Origin of the sequence: Pseudobacter sp. (assembly GCF_051955275.1) — a bacterium.
Lineage (GTDB): Bacteria > Bacteroidota > Bacteroidia > Chitinophagales > Chitinophagaceae > Pseudobacter.
The window spans coordinates 1-25,028 of the sequence record NZ_JBQCGW010000294.1; the positions used below are offsets into that span (position 1 = coordinate 1).

The following is a 25,028-nucleotide window of genomic DNA, read 5'->3' on the forward strand; positions in this document are numbered from 1 at the left end:
AAAACCTATAGATATTTACTGCCGCTGTTCTTTGCCGGGGTTTTCTCCTGCAAGAAAGCTGATCTGGAACTATATCCTTACAACCAGATAGCAACGGAAAATGCATTTAAAACAGAAAGTGATGTAACGCTGGCCGTTAATGGTATGTATGCCGGTTTGCGTTCCACTACCAACGATACTTATTTTGTTGACGGCATCTGGAATATCGTGGCAGATGTACTGGCCGACAACCTCATCATCAATGCAAGCGGCCCGGGCCGTCTTACTTTGAGAACCTATGGTAACTGGCAATATACCGGTGAAGGTACCTACCTGCTTTTCACTGATGGATATACCATCACCCGCAGGGCCAATGCCATCCTGGAGAACATCGATAAGATGCCTGACGGTTCTTTTAAAGACAATGCCAAGGGCGAAGCGCTTGCAGTAAGAGCCCTGACTTACTTTGATATGGTAAGGGTGTACAGCAAAACTTATCAGAATGCTGCTGCCGGTGACTGGACCATGCCTTATGTAACATCAACAGACCCTACCATCACTCCTCCCAGCGAATCAGTTCAGGGATTCTATGACAAGGTGATCGCAGATCTGGAAACAGCAAAAACACTGATCGGAACCAATAATGGTCTGTACCGTGTAAACAAGCTGACCGTATCAGCACTGCTCAGCCGTGTGTACCTCTATAAAGGCGACTATACGAAATGTATCGAAGCTTCCAATGATGCACTGGGTGCTAACCCAAGTTTGCCAACCATTGCCCAGTTCCCATCCATCTGGAAAGATGCTGAAGCAAATGGTAATACAGTGCCATCTTTAGGTGTTTACTTCAAAGTGAAGAATACCAAAACAGATAATATCAACGGTATTGGTGTAAACTACTACCAGCCGATCAAAACCAGCAATGCTCCCACTTACGATGTAAGATCAGAGTATGTGGTTCCCAATGATTTCAGGCAGCTGTTCACCGCTACTGATGTAAGAACTACTTCTTACCTGTACACCGGTCCTCACAACGGTAAGAACTTCCACCACGTGATCAAATACGGCGGAAGGGCCAATACTGTTCTTGGAACAGATGAAACAGGTGCAAACTCAGTAGGTGTGGTTGATTACAAAGTTATCAGAACTGCTGAAGTGCTGCTCAACAGGGCTGAAGCTTATTACAAAGCAAATCCCAAAAACGAAGCTGCTGCGCTGGCTGATCTGAGAACACTGAAACAAAACAGGTATACAGGTTATATCCCTTCCGATGAAGTGCTTTCCGGTCAGGCACTGCTCGATGAGATCCTGCTGCAAAGAAGGCTGGAGCTTGCATTTGAGGGAGACCGTTTCTGGGATATGAAGAGAAGAGGCCAGGGTGTAAGCAGAAGCACCACCATCGGTGACCTGTCTAACGGTACTGGTATCCCTTACATCTTCACCTCTCTGCCTGCAACCGATCACCGTTGGCAATTGCCTTACCCGCAGCGTGAAGTTAACTTCAACAAGAACTTAAAACAGAATCCTGATTATTAATCGGCGCGGGAAACAATTATTCTTCATTTGCTAATTGAAATGATATGAAAAAAGAATTTGGCAAACTAATATTATCAGCAGCATTGCTGCTTGGAATAGCCACCGTGATCCATAGTTGCGGTAAAGTGAAAGAGGTTATTCCCAATACGGAGAACTCCCTGTTTGGTAATGCTAATACCACCGGGTTGTATTTCATCACCGATGATCCTAAAACAGAATTCAAAGTTCCGGTTGGTGTATCTGCCGTAGCAACCAAAGACAGGAAAATTCAGTTTACTGTTACTTCTCCTACAGGTGCTGCTGAAGGTGCTCAGTATACCCTCGGCACCAATACTGTAACCATTCCGGCAGGAACAGCTTCTGCTGATGTATTGCTGAAAGGTATTTTCGCAGGATACCCTACTGGTCGCAGGGATACACTGGTGTTCAAGATCACTGGTGGTGATATTCCCAGCATAGTGAGCTCCAATACTTACAATGTAGTGCTTCAGAAATATTGCAATGTGCATATTGCTGATTTCGATGGCGCTTATCTCTGCCAGGACTATTACAATAATGCTCCCGACGGGGATCCTTATGAAGTGGAACTTACTCCCGGCGATGTGAGCGGTACTACCGGCAAGGTTTCTGTGCTCGGGCTCTGGGGTTCGGCAGTTCCATTCAATGTAAGTCTCGACTGGACCAACCCCGCCAACTTTACTACAAACATTGCTGTTCAGCCTTTCCTGGTTCACCCCACATATGGTCAGTCAACCATCAGGCCTAACAGCACTGGTACGTTCAGCAGCTGCGATAATACCTTCAGGATCCAGTATGAAGTAACCGTAAATGCAGGATCATTTGGTAAGTATTATTCCATTCTGACCAAGTTGTAAGAAGTTAAAAGGTTTAGATAGACAAAAGAGCCGGCCACTTGTATGGGGCCGGCTCTTTTTGTATAAAAAAGGTCCCGGAACAATGCTCCGGGACCTTTTCCATATTATTCCGGTAATAATTATTTCAGCACTTCCGCCAGCTTTGCGTTCAGCGCATCACCTCTCAGTTCTTCGGCAACAACAATTCCATTAGGATCAACCAGTACATTGTACGGGATGCCTTCAAATTTGTAGATCTCTACAGCCTTGCTTTTCCAGTAAGCGAGATCGCTGATCTGGGGCCAGTTCAGGCCATCGGCCTTCACTGCCTGGAGCCAGGAGTTTTTGTCTTTGTCGAGTGATACGCCCAACACAGTGAAATTCTTATCCTTGAACTTATTGAAAGCATTTACCACATTCGGGTTTTCTGCACGGCAGGGACCACACCAGCTGGCCCAGAAATCCACCAGTACATACTTCCCTTTGAAAGAAGAAAGAGAAACATTCTTTCCGCTCGCATCAGGCATTGTCAATTCAGGAGCCGGCTTGCCGATCAGCGAATTGCTTTTGCGGCGCTCGGCCGCTGCTTCCTGCTGCTTTTTCATTTCAGCAGCCTGCACTTTATAAGCATCATACTTCTTGTTCAGTTCTGAAAGGTTTGCATCCTCAGGGAATTTCTTCGTCATGCGTGCAAGCTCGGTTTCAAAGTCGGCCTGCTCCAGCGTTTGCGAGGCGCGGCCCAGTGCAAATGCAGCTACAACTGGTTGATTGATCTCGCCGAGTGATTTTTTCAGGAAATTATTAAGGCTTTTGACTGCCTCGTTCTTTTTGTTGGTAGCCAGGATTTCCACAGAATCTGAAGCGGAAATTCTCTTCAGGCTATCCATTTCTGCAATGGTTTTGTCTATTTCATTGCGATGGTCGCTGTAACTGAAGAGGAAATCGCGAAGCTGTTGTGTGGCGTTTGAACCCGTAACGGTATAGAATTTATCCTTGCCTGCAAAGTCGATATTGAGTGTTACAGGGGAAGCATCATACACAACAGGAGCCATCGGCCCGTTCTTGATGATCACATTGAAAAGGCCACCTGAAGCGCCTTTCCCTTTCAGTTTGAATTCTTTTGCGCTTGTTGGAATGGTAACGGAGTCGAGCTGCACAGGGGGCAGGTCTCCACCGAAAGGGATTTCGTAGAGGTAAAGCGTGATCTTGCCATCCTCGATTGCTTTAGGATACAATTCGCTGACCTGGCTGGTATTGGCTACTGAGCCATTTACTTCCAGCGACTGTTTGGAACCGCCAGAGCAGGCAGACAATGCTACCAATGCTACGATGGCAATCCGGTTGAGCTGTTTTTTCATGTAATGATTTTTCAATTAAGTTTCTTCAATAAAATATCGTTCGTTAACCGAGGGTCTGCTTTTCCTTTGGACACTTTCTTCACCTCACCAACAAACAATCCCATCAATCCTTTCTTTCCTTTCCTGTATTCTGCAACTTTCTCCGGCATCTTCTCCAGCACTTCTTCCACCCAGGCAGCCACATTGCTTTCATCTGAATCCTGTACCAGGTTCAGGGAGGCGGCAATGTCCATCGGGTTGCGTCCCGGCCCGGCTATCAATGCTGGCAGTACTTTGGTGGATGCAGTGGAGAAATTGAGTTTGCCTTCATCGATCAGTGCGATCAGCGAAGCGATGCCGGCAGGCGGAACGGGGAATTCAGTGATGAGCGCACTCTTCTCGTTCAGCCAGGATTTCACAGGGCCCAGCATCCAGTTGGCAGCTGCCTTGTAGTTGGAAGTATGTTCGATCACAGCTTGAAAGTAATCGGCCGTTTCTTTCTCGTCGCAGAGAACAAGGGCATCATACACGGGTAGCTGCAGTTGTTGCGTGTAACGGGCAATACGTTGCTCAGGCAGTTCCGGGATGCTTTCTTTTATGGACTGAAGCATGGCTTCCGTTACGCGGAAAGGCACCAGGTCAGGGTCCGCAAAGTAACGGTAATCGTTTGCTTCTTCCTTGGTGCGCATGGAAAAGGTAGTACCGTTGGTGGCATCAAAGCTCCTGGTTTCCTGTATGATCTTTTCTCCATTCTCCAGCAATTCAATCATGCGTTTTGCCTCGTGGTCGATGGCCCGCTTCACGTTCCGGATGGAGTTGAGGTTCTTCACTTCTATCCTGGTGCCCAGTTTGGGATCGCCTTTCTTACGTACGGATACGTTGGCGTCGCAACGCATGCTGCCTTCTTCCATATTTCCATCGCAGATGCCCAGGTAGCGGAGCAGCTTGCGCAACTCGGTGAGATAAGCATATGCCTCGTCACTGCTGCGTATAACCGGGTCCGTTACAATTTCCAGGAGGGGAACACCGGCACGGTTGTAATCCACGGAGGTGTTTTCCGGGTCCACATCGTGCAGGCTCTTGCCGGCATCCTCTTCCATATGGATCCTGTTGAGCATGATGGGGATCTCCGTATCATTGATGCGGATGTTCACATGCCCTCCGATACAGATGGGAGTGGTATGTTGCGTGATCTGGTATCCTTTGGGAAGATCAGGGTAGAAGTAATTCTTGCGCGCGAAATAATTGTTCGGGCTGATGGTGCAATGGCAGGCCAGTCCCATACGGATAGCATACTCCACGGCTGTTTTGTTGAGCCTGGGAAGCGTACCCGGATGTCCGAGGGTAATCGGGCTGATATGCGTATTGGCTTCACCGCCAAAAGCGGCGCTGTCGCCACAAAACAATTTGCTGCTGGTCAGTAATTGTGCATGGACTTCCAGTCCAGCCACCAGTTCGTATGCATCGTAGTTGATCGGCATAAAGCGTGTATTGGCCTAAGCCTGCAAAAATACCTTATTCCATGCGGATTGCAAGCGCGCATAAAAAAGCCCGGAATACGGCAGGTACCAGCTGCAAACATATTCCGGGCGTTAAATTGTACTGTTCTTTATGGCTATCGGCATTGGGCCTTTGCCCCGGATGCCTGGTTATATTACAAATTGGCTGTTTTCAGCTTTTTGGGGATCGAAATTTCCAGTGATAATGGCTTTCCGTTACGGAGCAGTTTTACCGGGATCCTGGATTTTTCTCTGGCGGCATTTGCCTCACGGGCCAGTTCATCAGCGCTGTTCACTTTCTTTTCGTTGAAATCAGTGATTATATCATCTTCTTTGATACCGGATTTTGCAGCTGCAGATTCCTCTTCAACATCCAGTACTTTCACGCCTTTGCCTTCTTCAGTGTCCTGTGCTTTAATGCCGAGTTTAGGGCGACCAAAATAGTTAAAGCTGTATGGTGCGGGAGCTCCGGGAGCGCCTGGGGAAAATTCGAAAATCCTCGGAGCCTGGAATCCTTCCAGGTTGAGGTCCTCGAGATTATAGTTTTCCGGCATATTGAATCCAAAACTCTGTGTATTGCTGTTCTCTCCGAGCTCCGCTATTACAGACTGATCTTTTCCATCGCGGAGGATATCGATCTTCACTTTGTCTTTAGGTTTGTGAGAACGGATGAGGCGGGAAACATCATTTTCATCCTTCACTTTTTCTCCCCCTATTTTAGTGATGATATCTTTTTCTTTCAGACCGGATTTTTCAGCCGCTGTGCCTTTGGATACAGAAACGATGCGGGCCCCACCGGGAGCTTCTTCGGTTACCACACCCAGGAAGGCGCGTGAACCCAGTACTTTCAGGCGTTCCCTGTTAGCGTCCAGTTCGGCAAGCTGTCCATTGCCCTGTAATCTGCGGAAAGGGGAAACTGTAATAGTGCCGGATTTGCTGCGACGGATACTCAGGTCGTCACTTTCATATTCCTGCATGGGCTTGCCATTCACTATTACATCACCGTCCTTGATCTCGATGGTAACTTTTCCATCTTTATCAGACTTCTTGCGGATGATCAGTTCTTCATATTGTTTAAGCTTTTCACCCTTCTCACCTTTCTCCCCCTTTTCTCCTTTTTCACCCTTTTCTCCTTTGGTGTCCTGGGCCATGGAAGCAGAGCCGGTGAGGATGCAGGCAGTTGCTATTGCAAATGCCAGACTGGAATATCTTTTCATGTGTAACAGTTTTTATGATTAACTACGGAGTGTTTCGTAGATCAAATATAAGGAAATAATTGAAATACGAAAAGGTTCGGAAATAAGATGGGTGATTTAACGGATCGTTAAGAAGGACGGGGATCGGGGAGCACCCGCTCGCCTCTTGGCGGGTGAGAAATATTGGTTGGCCTCCGGCGAACACGGTGTCGCCGGAAGGCGACGGAATAGAAGTCACTCGCGGGGACGCGAGCGACCGGGCGCTGCGAAAAGAAACGGGGCATTTCAAATTTGAAGTGCCCCGTTGTAATATGTACTATCATAATGAATTACAGGAATCCTTTCACTTTCTCTATCACGGCCTGGAGCTGGCTGGCATCCTGTCCGCCGGCTGTAGCCAGGTTTTTCTGGCCGCCGCCGCCGCCTTTGATCAGGCCAGCGATATGTTCCTTGATGATCTTGCCGGCATCCAGTTGTTTGGCGGCCACCACGGTATCGGAGATACCAACGGCCACAAAAGGTTTGCCGCCGATATTGGCGCAGAGTACGGCCACATAATCATGCAGATTGTTCTTCAGATCGAAGGCCAGTTTCTTCAGGGCATCGGCATTGCCTACTTCCACGATCTCGCCGATATAGGTAACTCCATTGATGATCTGATCTTTCTGTAACAATTCATTTCTAACGCCTACGAGTATCCGATTTTCGAGATTATCGAGTCTCTTTTTCAGGTCGTTGTTCTCTGATTGCAGTTGTTCAACGGCTTTCACCAGGTCTTTGGGACTTTTCAGCGCCTGCTTCACCTGTTTCAGTTCAGTGATCTGTGTATCAATGTATTTTTCGGCAGCGCATCCGCTGACAGCCTCCAGTCTTCGTACGCCGGCAGCTACTGCAGATTCAGCGTTGATCTTGAAGATGCCGATCTCTCCGGTGGAGCCTACATGTGTACCACCGCAAAGCTCTACGGAATAGTTGGGATCCATGATCACCACGCGAACCACGTCGGAGTATTTCTCTCCGAACAGCGCCATGGCGCCGGTTTGCATCGCTTCTTCCTTCGGCATTTCCCTGATCACCACGGGAACGTTCTCGCGGATCTTTTCGTTCACAATGGTTTCCACCTTGCTGATCTCTTCATCGGTCATTTTTGCAAAATGCGAAAAGTCGAAGCGCAGGTATTCATCATTCACCAGTGAGCCCTTCTGCGCCACATGCGTGCCCAGTACCTTGCGCAAAGCAGCATGCAGGAGGTGGGTGGCGGAGTGATGAACAGTAGTATGTTTGCGACGCTCCACATCCACCCTGGCATCAACGGGGGCCGTGATGTTCACCGGCAATGTATCGGTGAAGTGAATGATGAGGTCGTTCTCTTTTTTGGTATCTGTTACAGGAACCATTTCTCCGTCGAAGCTGAGGATACCGGTATCGCCTACCTGACCGCCGCTTTCTGCATAGAAGGGAGTGGTGTTGAGTACCAGCTGGAAGGACTCCTTGCCCTTGGCTTTGATCTTGCGGTACTTCAGCACTTTGGTCTGGAGTTCCAGCATTTCATAACCCACGAAGTTGGGGGTAAGATGTTCCTTGCCGTCCTTTACCAGTTGCACCCAGTCTTCTGTATCAAGGGTGGTAGCGGCGCGGCTGCGGTCTTTCTGCTGTTTCATTTCCTGCTCAAAACCCTTTTCGTCAACGGAGAGGTTATTTTCGCGGGCGATGAGGAGGGTGAGGTCAACAGGGAAACCATAAGTATCATAGAGCTCAAAAGCAGCACTGCCTTCGATTGTTCCGTTGGTAGCGGTCTTGATCACATCATCGATCCTTCTGAGGCCCTTATCGAGTGTACGCAGGAAGGCTTCTTCTTCTTCCCTGATCACTTTTTTTACAAAGTCAACCTGTGATTGCAATTCAGGGAATACGTCCTTGAACTGGTGGGCAATCACCGGGAGCAACTGATGAAGGAGCGGTTGTTTGTAATCAAGATAAGAGTAATAATAACGAACGGCGCGGCGCAGGATCCTGCGGATCACATAACCGGCGCCTGTGTTGGATGGCAGCTGGCCATCGGCGATGGTGAAGCTGATGGCGCGGATATGGTCGGCAATTACGCGGAATGCGATAGCCTGACGGCTGTCTGTACCATCATATTTTTTATTAACGATATTACCGGTGGCGGCGATGGTTTCGCTGAACACGTCGGTATCGTAGTTGGATTGTTTGTTCTGCAGTACGCGCACCAGCCTTTCGAATCCCATACCGGTGTCAACGTGTTTAGCGGGCAGGGGCTCAAGTGTACCGTCTTTCAGGCGGTTGAACTGGATGAATACATTGTTCCAGATCTCGATCACCTGTGGGTGATCATTGTTGACGAGGGTGCCGCCATCGCCATTAGCTCTTTCAGCATCGGTACGGCAATCCACGTGAATTTCGGTACAGGGGCCACAGGGACCGGTATCGCCCATTTCCCAGAAATTGTCTTTTTTCTTTCCAAGCAGGATGCGGTCTTCAGCGATCCATTTCTTCCATTCATTATAAGCTTCCTCGTCTTTTGGCAGATTCTCTTTGGTATCGCCTTCAAATATGGTCACATAAAGACGGTCTTTCGGTATCTGGAATACTCCTGTCAGTAATTCCCAGCTCCATTCAATGGCTTCTTTCTTGAAATAATCCCCGAAGCTCCAGTTCCCAAGCATTTCGAACATGGTATGGTGATAGGTATCAACACCTACTTCTTCCAGGTCGTTGTGTTTTCCGCTGACGCGAAGGCATTTCTGCGTATCCGCCACTCTTTTGTTGGGGGATTGTTTGTTACCGAGAAAGAAATCCTTGAACTGGTTCATCCCTGCGTTGGTGAACAGCAGGGTAGGATCATTTTTGATCACGATAGGAGCGGAAGGCACGATGGTATGGCCTTTCGATTTGAAAAAATCCAGAAAATGCTGGCGTATAGCTGCGCTTGTCATCATAAACGGAACAATCTTTGATAATGTGAAAGCCTCACTGCATACATTCATTTCCACAGATAACTACCGGAATTTTAAGAGAATGCAAAAAAATCCGCTTTTTCCTGTAGGTTTGTAGCGTTGGCTCTGAATAACGTGGTGCAAAGGTAATCCAATTCGTGCTGTTTTATAATGAAATCAAGTCCTGATGACCACGGTCTCTCATGAAAAAGATTAAGTATTACTATAATACCAATACGCTTCGTTACGAGAAGCTTGAAACACCCCTGCGGGTAAAACTCCTCCGCGTATTGGGTTTCATTTCCGCCGCCATCGTTACCGCCATCATCATTGTATCAATCGCCTACCGGTATTTCCCTTCTGCCAATGAAAAGAAGCTGATGGCCGAGAACGAAAAACTGGAAGAACAATACGAAACCCTGGAAGGCGCGGCGAAGAAATTATCACAGCGACTGACCGAACTCGAAAACCGGGATAACGATATCTACCGTACCATTTTTGAGGCCAATCCCATCCCGGACAGCATCCGCGCCCTGGAAATTGCACAGCAGAAAGAATGGAAACTGGTAAACAGTATGACCAGTTCCGAACTGGAAAACTCTATTGTTCAGACCCTCAATAACCTGAACAACCGGATGAATAACCAGGACAAGTCCTACAGCGATATCACAAAATTCATCAGTAATAAAGAAGAGCTCCTCGCCTGTACACCGGCCATCCAGCCTGTAAGCAACTCTGATCTGAAAAGGGTGGCTTCCGGCTTCGGCAGCCGTATCGACCCGGTGTACAAAACCATCAAGTTCCATGCGGGGCTCGACTTCTCCGCTCCACAGGGTACACCCATTTATGCCACCGCCAATGGCACTATCAGAACAGCCGGCAACCTGGGTAATGGGTACGGTAACTACGTGGTTATCAATCATGGTTACGGGTACGAGACGCTTTACGGGCATATGTTCAAGGTAAAAGTGAAAGGCGGTCAGCGTGTAAAGCGTGGTGAGATCATCGGATGGGTAGGCAGCACCGGTAAGTCCACCGGCCCTCACTGCCACTATGAGGTGCATAAAAATGGCCGTCCCATCGATCCCATTTACTTCTTTTATAATGACCTCACTCCTGAGCAATTCGACAGGATGCTGAAAATGGCTGCAAGTAGCAACCAAAGCTTTGACTAACAAGCAGGTTTGACAATATTGTGACCCTGCCCGTCAACCTTATTGGGAAGTTATGCGTTGTAGGTGTACATTTGCAACGCCGTTTATGCACCATCCGCCCGACATATTAACGCTGGCTTACAAGCAGCCCATCATGCAGGACCAATTAAATGTGTTGCACGAAAAAGAGCAACAAATCCCTGGTTCTGTGCAGTATATGATCCACCGATACGAAAAGGATTCTCTCTGGAGTATCGAGGATACGGGTATGATGGTTTATCATTTCCGCAAGAACGAGCCCAAAGAGAACTATCTCGAACTCCGTTTCTGTCTTTCCGGTAATGTTTATTGCAAACAGAAATCCACCGAGTGCCACCAGTGCAAGTTAGGTAACAGCCGTAACTGCAATGACCGCGCGGATACCGTTGATGTGCTGAGTTTCCGCTTTTCTCCTGCTCATTTATCGCAGTTTGTTCGTCAGAACGTTCCTGCCAGTACTTCTTCCGATGAGGTTCTTCAGTTCCTGCATCCCAACAGCTTTACCAAGTTGCTGAACCTTTGCGGCAGAACCCGTATGGTGCTGGAAGCTGTGCTGAATCACAATTACACGGGCAGCCTGGAGAATATCTACATCAATGCCCAGGTTCAGATGCTCCTGTTGTACAGCATGGAGTGTATGCTGGGAGAAGAAAAAGGAGAGAAGGGTATCGAAGTCTTCCAGTGTAAATTCCTGGCCAACGAGGCAGACCGCGATAAGATCGTGAAAGCGCGCGAAATTCTCATCCAGCATATCGGCGAGCCAATTACCATCAAGGAGCTCAGCCGCAAAGTGGCCATCAATGAATGTTACCTCAAGAAAGGTTTCAAAGAGATGTTCGGCACCACTGTATTCGACTTCTACCAGAACCAGCGTATGGAACATGCGCGTTACCTCCTTTATGAAAAAGGACTCAGCGTAACCGAAGTATCCATGATGCTTGGCTATTCATCCATCTCACATTTCTCTACGGCGTTCAAGCGTCATACGGGCATCAAGCCTTGTGAATTGCTGTTACATTAATCTGTTGTTTTTTTTCCAACCCAACATATTTCTTTTCGCGTAAACACTGTTTCCCTTTCCAGTAACCTGTTCACCCGCCTCTCCATTTAATTTTGTACCTCCACATTATGCCAGGCCGGTTCTAACCCTTCTGCCTGGATTGTTATCAATTGAACTTATTGTCTGCAAACTCACGAAGCACTGCATCGGTTGGTGCCGGGCTTTGCTTGCAATTAAACACCTGAACATGCGTACAATTATTACAGGATCATTCTTTGGGATCATCCTATCGATGGCTGGAAATACGGAGGCGGCTGCTCAAAAGGCGGCGAAAGATAGTGTACCCGTTCGCGTTAGTGCGTTGCAGGAGGTGGTAGTAACCGGACAATACCAGCCACAATCATTACGTAAATCCGTATACCAGGTTCGCACCATTACGGCTGACCGCATATCGAGGCAGGGTGCTACCAGTCTTACAGGGGTATTGAACAATGAGCTGGGCATCCGTTTCTCTAACGACAGAACACTTGGAACAACTGATATAGAACTGATGGGAATGAGTGGCAGGAATGTAAAGATCCTGCTGGATGGTGTACCCCTGGTTGACCGGGGAGATACACGTGAAAGCCTAAACCAGATTGATGTTCACACTATTGAAAAGGTTGAGATCGTGGAAGGGCCGATGTCGGTTTCTTATGGCTCCGATGCACTGGCAGGTGTGATCAATATCATCACTAAAAAGGGAAGCAAGAGTAAGCTCTCCGTTTCTGCAGGTGCGCAGGAAGAGTCGGCAGGAAGTGAATACGAGCCCGGACTAAATAAAGGAGTACATAACCAATACCTGAACCTAAGCTGGCAAAAAAACAACTGGACCATCTCTGCTGGTGGAGCGCACAATGATTTTGGCGGTTGGAAAGAAGGAAGGGATTCTCTGGCAGATAAAAGGGAATGGCATCCTAAAGAACAGTGGCTGGGCAATGCAAGATTGGGATACCATAATAGTAAGTTCAATACCTGGTACAGGCTGGATGCATTAACGGAGACCATCAACAGTATGGGTTCCATCTTTCAGGCAACCAATACTGCAAGAGATCAGAATTATTATACGCACCGCTATCTGCACCAGGTGCAGGCAGATTACAATATGAATGAGCGTCTGCAATGGAATGCACTGGCTGCTTATACGGATTATTCAAGAAGAACGCAGACGTCCCTGCTGGATCTGAATACGGGTAAATCAACATTGTCGCAGGGAGATGGTGAGCAGGATAAGGCAACTTTCAACAGCCTGGCGGGCAGGATCACTGCGCAGTATAGGATCTCTGAGAAGCTGTCGGTGCAACCAGGACTTGATTACAACAGGGAATCAGCCAGGGGGGCAAGGATCAGCGGAACGCCTTCCATTACTGATTTTGCAATATTCGCTTCGGCGGAATGGCGTATTGTGGCGGGAGTCAATATACGCCCCGGGATCAGATTTATACGTAACTCCGTATATGATGCTCCACCGGTAGTTCCATCAGTGAATACCAAATTCGATCTTGGAAAGAATTTCGATCTGCGTGTGGCATATGCGCGGGGATTCCGTTCTCCTGCATTGCGCGAGTTGTATTTCTATTTCTTCGACGCCAGTCATTCCATCAAGGGTAATACCAACCTGAAAGCCGAGTATTCAAACAGTTTCAACGGATCGCTTACCTGGCATCCTGCACCTGATAAAGAACTGAAGTTAAAAGCCACTGTGGGAGCATTCTACAATGAGTTCAGGAATCAGATCAACTATGGCGCAGATGCTTCTGTGCCCGATGTGCTGACCTATATCAATATCGACAGGTTCAAAACAACCGGCGGTACGCTCAGCACTACACTGAATTACAAATCATGGCAGCTGAATGCAGGGTTCTCTATGATCGGTCGCTACAACAACCTGTCAGATAACAGCAATTATGAAAAGGATGATCTTCCTTCTTTTGTGTGGAGCCCGGAAGCGAATGCCAACCTGTTGTATGATATTCAGAAGATAGGCACCAGGGTCAGCCTGTTCTACAAGTTCACGGGGAAGCGTCCTGTTTACCAGACGATGACAGCAAACGGACAAACAGTAGCTGCAAGAGCGGAAACGGCCAGCTTTTCCTGGGCCGATGCCACAATCAGCAAGTCACTCGGGAAATTCATCACCCTTAATGGCGGCGTGAAAAATATTTTCAATGTAACCACCCTGTCCAGCAATGTGGGAGACACAGGTGCAGCGCACAGTTCAGGTGGAGACCTGCCACTGAGCTACGGACGCTCCTGGTTTGTGGGGCTTGCATTTCAATGGAATCAATAATAAATCATCTTAATAAACACACCCATGTTATTTAGAATTACAGCCCTGATGTTGATGCTCACTACCGTATTTTCTGCCTGTGAAAAAGACGATCCACCAATGGCTGATAACCTCATTCAGTTTGAAGCTGCTGACCAGGGCCTCGGAACTGATGTGAATTCAAAAGATATTACCATTAAGTTATCACGCAATTCAGATGCTGCCATTCCTGTAACTGTTGAGCTTACAGAAACCGGCGTTGTCTACGGAACTCATTATACTACCTCGCCTGCTGCAGCAGCTGGTATTATCACACTCACAATTCCTGCGGGTAGCAACAGCGTGTCTTTCAACGTTACTAAAAAGGCTGATATCCTGCTGAATGGAGATGAGTCTGTCAGCTTCAATATTAAAGCGGCTGGTACTCCGGTTGGGCAAACAACCAAACTGAAACTGTCCTTCGGTTCTATCGTTTCTACGGGTACAAGCCTGGAGTTGAATGGCGGTGAAGGAGGGTCATCTGCTGTCAATCACGTATTTGTTGACTTCAGCAATAATGTGCAAACAGCAGTTAACCGTAAGGTCTACGACCTGAAATTCGCTTCCGGCGCTGATTGGCGCGTATTGCTGAACAATGTTGCCGGATGGGCTGCCGTAAAGACGAATAAAACTGATATCAATGCCGTGAATGAAGGCGATGTAACACTGGCCAGCATGCAGATCGGTTATGGCTTCGGAACGCTCGCCATGATCGATGATGTGGAAGGAGATATTACAAAGAATGCCATGGGCGAAGTTTCGGCTACAGAATCTGACAACAAGGTGTTCCTTGTCAGCACTGCCGGCGCTACATTCACACCACCTGCCATCACTGCCATCAAAAAAATACGCGTGCTGCGTAACGCAAACGGATATACGCTTCAGTACGCCGATATCAATGCCACTACTTTCCAGACGCTGACCATTGAAAAGAACAGCGCTTACAATTTCCGCTTTGCTTCTTTTGCAACTGGCGTGGTAAGTGTAGAGCCTGCAAAAGACCGCTGGGATATCGTTTGGGGATGGAGCTTCTACAAAGCATTTGATGACGTAACCAGCAAGTGGATCCCTTATGCATACTCAGATCTCGTATTCTCCAACAGGTCCGGAAATGTTCAGGCTGCTGAAGTACTTACTTCCACTGTATCCTATGCTGATTTCAAAGAAAGCAATATCGCTGCTGTAACCTTCGATACCAGGAGCGATGCCATCGGCGCTAAATGGCGGTTGGCATCTCAAACAGGTGCAGGAGTTTACACAGACCGTTTTTATGTTGTGAAAGACGGGGCAGGCAATGTGTACAAACTGAAGTTCGTGAACTTCCATCCCAGCGATGGTGGCAAACGCGGCTATCCCAATATCGAGTACAAACTTGTAAAGAAGGCATAACCCCACAACACCAAACTATGAAGAAGACATTCTTTGTACTGTTACCATTAATCCTTCTTTTATCCAACATTTCCAGTGCACAGCAACGCATTGTCAGCCTCAGCGGGGCTATCAGTGAAATGCTGTGTTCACTGGGGCTGGAGGACCAGATAATCGGAGTGGATGTTACAAGTAACTACCCTGCTTCGCTCAAACAGAAAGCAAGTGTTGGTCATAACCGGAATATTTCCGCCGAAGGCATCATTGCACTGCGCCCCACGCTGGTGCTGGCAGTGAAGGATGAGCTCAAGCCCGAAGTGCAGGAGCAGCTCCGCCTCGCAAAAGTGAATCTGCAGGTGGTAAAGCAGGAATTTTCTCCTGCCGGCACCAGGTCACTGCTGCAGGAAGTGGCAAAAATCACAAACACTGAAGCGAAGGGCAAACAACTGCTCAGCAGTTTCGATAAGGAAATGGCTGCGCTGAAAATTGCCAACAACGGCAGGAAAGTGCTCTTCGTGTACGCACGGGGTGCAGGTTCCATGACAGTTTGCGGAACAGGTCAGTCACCCGACCAGATGATCCGCCTTGCAGGTTCTGCCAATGCCATGACAGGTTTCGAGGGCTTCAAGCCGCTCTCTGCTGAAGCACTGGTGGCAGCCAATCCTGATGTGATCCTGCTGTTCGACAGCGGCCTGCAGAGTGTTGGTGGAGTGGATGGCTTACTGAAAGTCCCCGGTGTGATCAATACCAATGCCGGTAAGAATAAAAAAGTGATTTCAATGGACGGGCAGTTCCTTTCCGGCTTCGGCCTCAGGCTGCCCCAGGCTATTCTGCAATTGAATAAAAAGATTACCGGTTAGCCATGAAAAAAAAGTGGGTAACGATAGCACTGATCGTTTTGCTGCTGGTTGTTGTAATACTGGCCGCAGGCATCGGTGCCATGAAGATATCACCAACGCAGGTGGTGGCCATTCTGTTTGATAGAGCTGGCCTCCACCTGCCGGTGGCCTATGACGAGGGGATGGCCAATGTGCTTATGCATATCAGGCTGCCCAGGGTAGTAATGGCTGTGCTCATCGGAGCAGGACTGTCAGTGGCTGGTGTAGCCATGCAGGGATTGTTCCGCAATCCCATGGCAGATCCCGGACTGATAGGAATTTCCTTTGGCGCTTCACTGTTTGCTGTACTGGTAATTGTGGTGATCTCTGCATTGCCGGCATTTGCTATCGACAACCTCATGTCTCGTTATTATCTGCTTAGCCTGTTTACATTCCTGGGGGCGTGCATCACTTCATTCCTGATCTTCAGGATATCCAGAACAAATGGCAAAACCATGCTGGTTACGCTGCTGCTGGCAGGGCTTGCCATCAATGGCCTTTGCCGCGCAATGATTGACCTGATCACATATACCGCAGATGACCAGCAACTGCGCAATGCCACTATCTGGACGATGGGTAGTCTTGGCGGTGCCAACTGGCAGATCGTACTTATGCTCTTACCATTCATCCTTACTCCGGTATTGTTGCTACCCAGCCTGGCCAAATCCCTCAATGCATTTGCATTGGGAGAGAATGAAGCCGCGTACCTGGGCATCAATGTAAAAAGATTGAAAACACTCATCATCGTGCTGGCCACGCTTGCTGTAGGGGCATCCGTGGCAGTAGCAGGGATCATCGGATTTGTAGGGCTGATAGTGCCGCATATTGTGCGTACCATCTCCGGCAATGATCATCGTTCCCTGCTACTCAACAGTGCGCTGGCAGGCTCAGCGCTGCTCACTCTGGCAGATGTATGCAGCCGCACATTGATCGCACCGGCTGAACTGCCTATCGGTATCGTTACTGCCGTACTTGGCGCACCGGTATTTGTGATGTTATTGCTCAAACAAAAAAAGCAGTTGCGAACTGTTCAATCATGATCATCAGTGCACGAAACATATCATACTGGATAGGGCAGAAACCAATACTGCACAAACTATCGTTCAGCATCATGCCGGGTGAAGTAACGGTGGTGCTGGGGCAGAACGGTGCGGGCAAATCCACATTCCTGAAACTGATGTCCGGAGAAGCCAAACCCACCATGGGACAGGTATTACTCAACAATATGGATCTGCATCAGATCCCGGTGAGGCAGCTCGCAACCATGCGTGCTGTACTGAGCCAGCATTATGCTTCAGGGCTTCAGTTCAACTGCGAAGAAATTGTGATGATGGGCCGTTATCCGCATTTCGGTGCAAAACCCGGGCTGGAAGACCTTCGTATTGTAAAAGAGAGCATGGAAGAGATGCAGGTGCAACATCTCACGGGAAGAAATTACCAGGCATTGTCAGGCGGCGAGCAGCAGCGGGTGCAGTTCAGCCGCGTACTGGCACAGCTTAAAACGGCCCGTAACAGTAAAGCGCACTGGCGGAACAGTAACCAGCGGGGGCTCTTATTGCTGGATGAACCAACCAGCAGTATGGATGTGCTGCATCAGCAGCTTTGCTTATCAAAAGCAAAAGAACTGGCAAATCAGGGATTTACAGTAGTAGTGATCCTGCACGATCTGAATCTTGCCGCGCAGTTTGCGGATACCATCCTGCTGCTGAAGCAGGGGACGATGGTGCGCGCAGGGAGCGTACGGGAAGTGCTTACTAAAGAGAATCTGAGAGAGGCCTACAATATGGAAGTTGATGTCCTGGATCCGGAAGATTATGATTTTCCGATCCTGGTTCCTGCCAGGCATAAGACAAAAGAAGTTTTACTAAGATCATAAAAAAACAAAATGGATACAACTATCACTTTGCCACTGAAAGACCAATGGCTGACGCTTCACAAAGAACAACCGCGTGTGCGCATCCGCGATGGCGCAAAGCAGCTGGGCTCTACAGAAGCCGGTCTGCTGGCTGCTTTTGCAGGAAGCCATGTGATCAGGCTGGATGCTTCCAGGCTGCGCGAACTGTGGCAGCGAATGCCGGACCTGGGATTTGTAATGGTGCTTACCCGCAACGAGAGCTGTGTGCATGAAAGAAAAGGAATCTTTGAAGAAGTGACCATGCACGGAAAAAACATGGGTGTTGTGGTGGGTGCTGATATAGATCTGCGCATGCTCTTCCATTGCTGGGCTCATGGCTTTGCTGTATTTGAAGATGCAGCAGCCGGATTCAAACAGTCCTTCCAGATATTCGATCAGCAGGGAACAGCTATTGTGAAAGTATTCCTCACAGATCAGAGTAATCAGCAGGCATTTACAGATATCGTACGCGAATTTGAAGCCACAATTCAAAGTACTGAACTGATCCCTGTGCCTGCTCCTGCATCTCACCAGTACGCTGATGCCGATGTGGATGTAACTGCATTCCGCAAAGCGTGGAGCGAGCTGAAAGATACCCACGACTTCTTTCCCATGCTCCGTAACTTCAACGTGAGCCGCCTGCATGCCCTGCGTGTGGCCGGGGAATTTGCCCGCAAGGTGCGCAACGATGCTGTGAAGCAATTGCTGGAATATGCAGCTGCACAGGAGCTGGAGATCATGGTATTTGTATCCAATCACGGCAATATCCAGATCCATACCGGACCTGTGAAGAAGATCGTGGAGATCCCCAACTGGATCAATGTGATGGATCCCCTTTTCAACCTGCATTTACGTCTCGATCATATCGACTCCGTTTGGATGGTGAAAAAACCAACGGAAGACGGCATGGTGCATTCAATAGAAGTATTTGATGCATCAGGCGAACTCATTGTTCAATTTTTTGGAAAAAGGAAACCCGGTTCTCCTGAATTGTCCGCCTGGACGGTATTTGCCGCTGGCCTGCAATAACCGGTTGCGTCCCGCAAACTTTTTTCCATAATGTGGAAGGTGCGGCCCTGTTCTCAGGGCTGCACTAAAAACTTTTATTGCCCACACTATTCTCATCATATTGTCAAAATTCAATACCCGCGCGGGTTTGGAAGCTTTAAAGTTTCCAGAACCGTAATTTCTGATTATTTTTACCAGATGACTCTCAAGAAAGCGTTAGGCAAACTGCACCTGTGGCTCGGACTTGCATCCGGGCTTATCGTTTTTATAATAGCTATCACAGGTTGCATCTATGCCTTTCAGGCCGAGATCAGTGATCTCACCCAGCCATACCGCTTTGTAGAGAAGCAGAACAAGCCCATGCTTACTCCTTCCCGGTTCAGGCAGATCGCAGACAGCCTGATGCCGGATAAACATCCCCATAGTGTTACCTATGATAGTCGCGGCCGCGCGGCTACTATCGTTTATTATAGCCCCGAACCTGAATACTATTACGTAGTGTATGTTAACCAATACACTGGCGAGGTGTTGAAGGTAAAGGATATGAATAAGGGAGATTTTTTCCGTTTTATACTGGATGGACATTTCTATCTCTGGTTACCTGATTCCATTGGACAGCCCATTGTGGCATGGAGCACTGTAGTATTTATTATAATGATGATTTCGGGTATGGTTCTCTGGTGGCCCCGTAACAAGGCTGCACGTAAGCAACGCTTTAAAGTGAAGTTCAATGCAAGCTGGAAGAGAGTGAACTATGACCTGCATAATGTGCTTGGCTTTTACATGAGCTGGGTGGCCATTATCCTGGCCCTTACAGGGCTGGTATGGGGCTTTCAATGGTTTGCGAAAACATTGTATGCCGTTACCGGTGGTGAGAAAACCTATGAGTTCTATGAACCGCATTCTGCAGAAAAGAACAGGGCTGTTTATTCTGCTGCTACTGCCGCTGATGCCATTTATGTACGGATGAAAGCAGAGAATCCAACTGCTGATCTGATTGAAGTGCATTACCCGGATAGTGATTCCGCAGCACTGGGTGTATCCATCAACCCCGATGGAGATACTTACTGGAAAGCAGACTACCGCTATTTCGATCAATATACCCTGAATGAAATTGAAGTAACACATATCTACGGTAAGTTCAGGGATGCGAAGATGGCAGACAAGCTGGCGCGCATGAACTATGACCTGCATACCGGTGCAGTATGGGGATTGCCCGGCAAATTCCTGATGTTCTTCGCCAGTCTTATTGCTGCCAGTCTGCCTGTAACGGGCTTCCTCCTCTGGCGCGGAAGGCACCGTGCAAAAAAGAAAAACACAAAAAGCGCCGGTGTTGCAAAAAAAGTTTTTGAGGTGCAGCAAGCCTGATAAAAAGCGGCCTTTTTTTATTCGTCATTACTTTATTGCCTTTCGGTACCGCTTATCAGCGGTTCATTCAAAACACGTGGAAAATAAAAGTGTATTGTGCTGCAAATCAAGATATTGATTAACGTCAATGATTATGCGATTCCACACTTCAGGGCTTTTATGTGAATATTTATTTTCTTTACTTTGTTCCCGCAACATTGATCCAGGCTATGAAAAACAAGTGATAATTGCGTTCACTGACTTCAGAACGTTCCTCAATTATATCTTCTTGATTCTTCATCCGCTTACAGGGTCCTCTACATAAGAGAATATTATCATCCAAAGCATATTAATAGTATCAGGCAATATTGGCCTGAAGGAAATCTTTTATTCAATATTCTCTAAACCCGTTTAAAAACAATTTCGATGAAAAAGTCATTTCTGTTTTTCGGCACGCTTATGATGGCTGCCCTGAGCTTTACTTCCTGTAACAAGAACCTGAAAGATGATGTAAAGGCACTGAAGAAACAAAACTCTGAACTGCAGGAGCAACTTGGTGGTATTGCCAATGCGCTTGGATCCGATGAGCCTGTAAAGGCAACTACCATTTTCAAGGACAGGGATAATGTAAGCCGCACCAAAACCGATACTTACATGTTTAAATCTTCCGGTGCTTCTACACAGGCTCTGGTGAAAAACCCCAATGGTACGTATGATATTTATATCGAACGTTTCATAGATGTAAACTGGAATGAAGGTGCCTGGGTTGCATTCAATTACAATCCCACTACAAAAGCTATTACCAATAAAAGAGGTGGACAATACTGGGATGATTATGGCAATTATAGCCCCAGAGCCCGTTATGATGAAGATCAGTACAGTACCGGTCTTACATTTAATATCAATATCAAGAGCATTGATCTGACCACTGGCGTAATTTCCCTTGAAGTGAACATGGCTGGTACAGAAGAATATTCAAACATTGTAGACAGTTATTATGTTCCCAGGCGCGGAGCTGCTGTAAGTACAACACTTTCGTTCAATGGCAAGTTGAGAATATATGAGCGTTATGAAAGCTAGTCCTTCGTTGTAGTTCCGGCATTAAATAAAGCAGGGCATTCCGGAAACGGGCGGCCCTGCTTGTTTAATAAGAATTTTCATGTGAATACAATCTATTGTGTAGATGCATAAAATTTTGACTATCGTCAATGAATATGCGTTTATTGATTTTTAGTTTTTAAAATCGATTTTTTTCTTTTCCTTTGTTGCGCAACAGAATCCGAACCATGAAAAACAAACCGACTGCATTATTTGACCAACGCGTCACTCTCGCTTCACTCAATTAATTTCAACGAATTTGTTTTTCTCTCAACTGACCAGGATCTCCGGATCTTAGGGTAGTCTCTATTAAACCGTGTATGTCAAAATACAACAGGCATTGTCATGCCTGATGGAGAGCTTTTTCAATTATCTCTAAACCACATTAAAAATCAAATTCAATGAAAAGATCATTTGTAGTTTTCAGCGCACTAGTTATTGCAGCACTTTCTTTCTCTTCCTGCAATAAGAATTTAAAAGATGATATCAAGGATTTACAAAGAGAGAACTCTGAAATGAAAGAAAAGCTGAATGGAATTGCCAATGCCCTGGGAACTGATGAGCCGATCACTGTAACTACTTCTTTCAAAGACAGGGATAATGTAGACCGTTCTGTAAAAGAAACTTATAGCTTCAAGTCTTCAGGTACTTCTACCCAATCAATGGTTAAGCAACCTAATGGAAAATATGATATCTATGTTGAGCGCTTCAGCGATGTGAACTGGAATGAATATGCATGGGTAGCCTTTACTTATGACCCTGCTACCAAAGCTATTACCAACAAGCGTGGTGGTCACTCCTGGGATGATTATGGTAACTATAACAGCAATGCTTATTTTAACGAGAACGATTATAGTACCGGTCTTACTTTCACTGTTAACATCAAGAGCATCGATCTTACCACTGGCGTAATTTCCATGGATGTGACTATGTCAGGTACAGCCGAATTTTCCAATGGTTATGGCGGAAATGTTCCTAATACGAATTCTGCTGTAACTACCTCTTTCTCTTTTGATGGAAAGCTGAGAGTGTATACACAGGTTAATCCTGCATAATCAACTTGCAATAAAGAAAAACGGCCGTCCTGATCAGGACGGCCGTTTTCTTGTTAAAGTATTTCTTTCAGGCTTTCTTCTGTTGCTTTGATAGTGGCATCCAGGTGTTCCTGGTGCATCGCATTATTCAGGAACCAGCTTTCAAATGCAGAAGGCGGCAGGTATACCCCGCGTTTCAGCATGGCATGGAAGTATTTTTTGAACAGCTCATTATTGGCTTCAGACGCAGAAGCAAAGTCCGTTACCGGTTTGTTGCTGAAATGCACGCTGATCATAGATCCCAGCTGGTTGATCACATAAGGGGTACCTGATGCTTTCAATACTTTATCCAGCCCGTCTCTCAGGTAAACCGTTTTCTCGTCCAGCTCTTTCAGCAGGTTCGGTTGTTCATTCAGGATAGATAGCAACGTGTATCCTGCGATCATGGCAATAGGATTGCCGCTCAAAGTGCCGGCCTGGTAAACGCTGCCCAGTGGGGCTACCATTTCCATAATGGCGCGTTTGCCGCCGAATGCGCCAACAGGTAATCCACCTCCGATCACTTTGCCGTAGGTAACCAGGTCTGCATCGATGTTCAGTTTTTCCTGTGCTCCGCCGCGTGCAAGCCTGAAGCCCGTCATCACTTCATCAAAGATGAATACGATACCTTCTTTATCACAGATCGTACGGATCCCTTCCAGGAATCCGGGCTGCGGAATGATGCAACCCATATTGCCGGCCACAGGCTCAACAATGATGGCCGCCACCTGGTCTTTGTTCTCTGCCACCAGTCTTTCAACTGCAGCGAGGTCGTTGTAGGCGCAGGTAAGCGTATCGGCTGCCGTGCTGGCGGTAACGCCGGGAACAGCCTGAATATTCAGAGTGGCCACACCACTTCCCGCTTTTACCAGGAAGCTGTCGGCATGACCATGATAACAACCCTCAAACTTGATGATCTTGTTGCGGCCTGTGTAACCACGTGCTACACGGATAGCACTCATGCAGGCTTCTGTACCGCTGCTCACCATGCGGATGAGGTCAACATTTGGTGTCATGGAGCGGATAAGCTCTGCCATTTTTATTTCCAACTCTGTAGGCGCTCCGTATGAGGTGGAGTATACAGCCTGTTCCTGGATGGCTTTCACCAGCGGCTGATATGCATGCCCGAGGATCATTGGCCCCCAGGATGCGATATAATCGATGTAACGGTTACCGTCTACATCATACAGGTAAGTGCCTTCTGCATGTTGAATGAAGAGCGGCGTGCCGCCCACGCTTTTGAATGCACGAACAGGAGAGTTCACGCCGCCGGGAATGCTTTCCTTGGCGCGGTTGAACAGCTCAATGCTTTTGGTAGTATTCATAGTAAGAATGTTAAGTTTGTTTCCGCTGTGCTCGGTAGCTCGCGTCCTCCCGAGTGACCGGTATTACGTCGCCTCCGGCGACACTGTGTTCGCCAGAGGCGAACAAATAGAAGTCACTCGCGGGGACGCGAGCGACTGGGCATACTTTGAGTTTATCCGATCAGCCGCACTGCGTCTTTAGCAAAGTAAGTTGCAATCAGATCCGCGCCTGCGCGTTTGATAGCAGTGAGTGTTTCAAGGATGGCTTTGTCTTCATCCAGGAAGCCTGCTTTGGCAGCGGCTTTGATCATGCTGTACTCTCCGCTGATATTATAGGCGCTTACCGGAACGGTAACGGCATCCTTTACTTCACGGATGATGTCCAGGTAGGCAAGAGCCGGTTTCACCATAACAATGTCTGCGCCTTCTTCCACATCCATCAATGTTTCTTTGATGGCTTCCACGCGGTTTGCATAATTCATCTGGTAAGTCTTCTTATCACCAAAACCCGGCGCTGAATCCAGTGCATCACGGAAAGGTCCGTAGAAGCAGGATGCATATTTGGCACTGTAGCTCATGATGCCGGTGTTGGTGAAATTGTTTTCTTCCAGTGCTTCGCGGATAGCGCCGATGCGCCCATCCATCATATCGCTGGGTGCAACAAAGTCGGCGCCTGCCTGCGCGTGACTCACGCTCATGGCGGCCAGCACTTCAACGGTAGCATCGTTTACGATCACATGACCTTCAACGATACCATCATGGCCGTAAGAAGAGAAGGGATCGAGCGCCACATCGGTCATCACTACCATATCAGGACAGGAGTTCTTAACCGTTTTGATGGCGCGCTGCATCAGTCCGTCAGGATTCACAGCTTCACTTCCTTTATTGTCTTTCAGTTCGTCAGGCACTTTTACAAACAGCAGTACGCTTTTCAGTCCCAGGCTCCAGAGCTCTTTCACTTCCCGCGCCAGTTGATCCAGGCTGAGCCTGTAATAGCCTGGCATGGTGCTGATCTCGTCTTTTACATCTTTACCTTCCACAATAAACAATGGCACAATGAAATCATCCGGCCTGAGAATGGTTTCAGCCACCATCGAACGGATGGCGGGCGATTGACGGAGGATCCTGTTTCTTCTTTGTAAATACATGATCGTTTTATT

The 25,028-nt window shown here is 47.7% G+C and carries 19 protein-coding genes; 13 read left to right on the forward strand and 6 right to left on the reverse strand.

The features are described 5' to 3' along the window. On the forward strand, positions 1-1,515 hold a 1,515-nt coding region (locus ACTHMC_RS25745), incomplete at its 5' end, for a RagB/SusD family nutrient uptake outer membrane protein (protein ID WP_440417697.1). Positions 1,516-1,559: 44 nt separating this feature from the next. Then, positions 1,560-2,390 carry a hypothetical protein gene (locus ACTHMC_RS25750; RefSeq protein WP_440417698.1) on the forward strand — a complete coding sequence of 277 codons (831 nt, stop codon included), beginning with the start codon at positions 1,560-1,562 and terminating at the stop codon, positions 2,388-2,390. Positions 2,391-2,509: 119 nt separating this feature from the next. Here the strand turns inward: ACTHMC_RS25750 and ACTHMC_RS25755 are convergent, their stop codons facing one another. From ACTHMC_RS25755 to alaS, 4 genes are all read right to left on the reverse strand, one after another. Continuing rightward, a complete protein-coding gene (locus ACTHMC_RS25755; protein ID WP_440417700.1) occupies positions 2,510-3,727 on the reverse strand; it encodes a redoxin domain-containing protein in 1,218 nt (405 codons plus the stop codon). A gap of 11 nt (positions 3,728-3,738) precedes the next feature. After that, complete coding sequence (gatB, locus tag ACTHMC_RS25760; RefSeq protein WP_440417701.1) at positions 3,739-5,187, reverse strand: Asp-tRNA(Asn)/Glu-tRNA(Gln) amidotransferase subunit GatB; 1,449 nt, start codon at positions 5,185-5,187, stop codon at positions 3,739-3,741. 173 nt (positions 5,188-5,360) lie between these two features. After that, on the reverse strand, positions 5,361-6,422 hold the full coding sequence (locus tag ACTHMC_RS25765) for a PDZ domain-containing protein (protein WP_440417703.1): 1,062 nt from the start codon (positions 6,420-6,422) through the stop codon (positions 5,361-5,363). Between the two features lie 308 nt (positions 6,423-6,730). After that, positions 6,731-9,361 (reverse strand): alanine--tRNA ligase, encoded by a 2,631-nt coding sequence (alaS, locus tag ACTHMC_RS25770; RefSeq protein ID WP_440417705.1) that lies wholly within the window; start codon positions 9,359-9,361, stop codon positions 6,731-6,733. A 200-nt stretch (positions 9,362-9,561) separates the two neighbouring features. On the opposite strand from alaS, the gene ACTHMC_RS25775 reads away from it, so the two are divergent. From ACTHMC_RS25775 to ACTHMC_RS25825, 11 genes are all read left to right on the forward strand, one after another. Continuing rightward, positions 9,562-10,533 carry a M23 family metallopeptidase gene (locus tag ACTHMC_RS25775; RefSeq protein WP_440417707.1) on the forward strand — a complete coding sequence of 324 codons (972 nt, stop codon included), beginning with the start codon at positions 9,562-9,564 and terminating at the stop codon, positions 10,531-10,533. A gap of 133 nt (positions 10,534-10,666) precedes the next feature. Then, positions 10,667-11,572, forward strand: coding sequence for a helix-turn-helix domain-containing protein (locus ACTHMC_RS25780; protein ID WP_440417708.1), 906 nt, complete (start codon positions 10,667-10,669; stop codon positions 11,570-11,572). Between the two features lie 226 nt (positions 11,573-11,798). Then, complete coding sequence (locus ACTHMC_RS25785; RefSeq protein WP_440417710.1) at positions 11,799-13,880, forward strand: TonB-dependent receptor plug domain-containing protein; 2,082 nt, start codon at positions 11,799-11,801, stop codon at positions 13,878-13,880. 24 nt (positions 13,881-13,904) lie between these two features. Next, positions 13,905-15,287: an HmuY family protein gene (locus ACTHMC_RS25790; RefSeq protein WP_440417711.1), complete on the forward strand. Its 1,383-nt coding sequence runs from the start codon at positions 13,905-13,907 to the stop codon at positions 15,285-15,287. Positions 15,288-15,304: 17 nt separating this feature from the next. Next, positions 15,305-16,126, forward strand: a complete 822-nt coding sequence (locus ACTHMC_RS25795) for a heme/hemin ABC transporter substrate-binding protein (RefSeq protein WP_440417713.1) — start codon at positions 15,305-15,307, stop codon at positions 16,124-16,126. A gap of 2 nt (positions 16,127-16,128) precedes the next feature. Further along, the gene (locus ACTHMC_RS25800) at positions 16,129-17,184 is read left to right on the forward strand and encodes a FecCD family ABC transporter permease (RefSeq protein WP_440417715.1); all 1,056 of its coding nucleotides are present in this window, start codon (positions 16,129-16,131) and stop codon (positions 17,182-17,184) included. After that, complete coding sequence (locus ACTHMC_RS25805) at positions 17,181-18,020, forward strand: heme ABC transporter ATP-binding protein (protein ID WP_440417716.1); 840 nt, start codon at positions 17,181-17,183, stop codon at positions 18,018-18,020. Before ACTHMC_RS25800 ends, ACTHMC_RS25805 begins: the two co-directional genes overlap by 4 nt. Positions 18,021-18,029: 9 nt before the next feature. Continuing rightward, complete coding sequence (locus ACTHMC_RS25810; protein ID WP_440417718.1) at positions 18,030-19,067, forward strand: hemin-degrading factor; 1,038 nt, start codon at positions 18,030-18,032, stop codon at positions 19,065-19,067. Between the two features lie 177 nt (positions 19,068-19,244). Beyond that, a complete protein-coding gene (locus ACTHMC_RS25815) occupies positions 19,245-20,414 on the forward strand; it encodes a PepSY-associated TM helix domain-containing protein (protein WP_440417719.1) in 1,170 nt (389 codons plus the stop codon). 405 nt (positions 20,415-20,819) lie between these two features. Beyond that, on the forward strand, positions 20,820-21,473 hold the full coding sequence (locus ACTHMC_RS25820) for a hypothetical protein (RefSeq protein ID WP_440417720.1): 654 nt from the start codon (positions 20,820-20,822) through the stop codon (positions 21,471-21,473). 419 nt (positions 21,474-21,892) lie between these two features. Continuing rightward, the gene (locus ACTHMC_RS25825) at positions 21,893-22,546 is read left to right on the forward strand and encodes a hypothetical protein (protein WP_440417721.1); all 654 of its coding nucleotides are present in this window, start codon (positions 21,893-21,895) and stop codon (positions 22,544-22,546) included. Between the two features lie 53 nt (positions 22,547-22,599). On the opposite strand, the gene hemL is transcribed toward ACTHMC_RS25825, so the two are convergent. Then, positions 22,600-23,889, reverse strand: coding sequence for a glutamate-1-semialdehyde 2,1-aminomutase (hemL, locus tag ACTHMC_RS25830; protein WP_440417723.1), 1,290 nt, complete (start codon positions 23,887-23,889; stop codon positions 22,600-22,602). A gap of 152 nt (positions 23,890-24,041) precedes the next feature. After that, positions 24,042-25,016: a porphobilinogen synthase gene (hemB, locus tag ACTHMC_RS25835; protein ID WP_440417725.1), complete on the reverse strand. Its 975-nt coding sequence runs from the start codon at positions 25,014-25,016 to the stop codon at positions 24,042-24,044. Between the last annotated feature and the right edge of the window lie 12 nt (positions 25,017-25,028).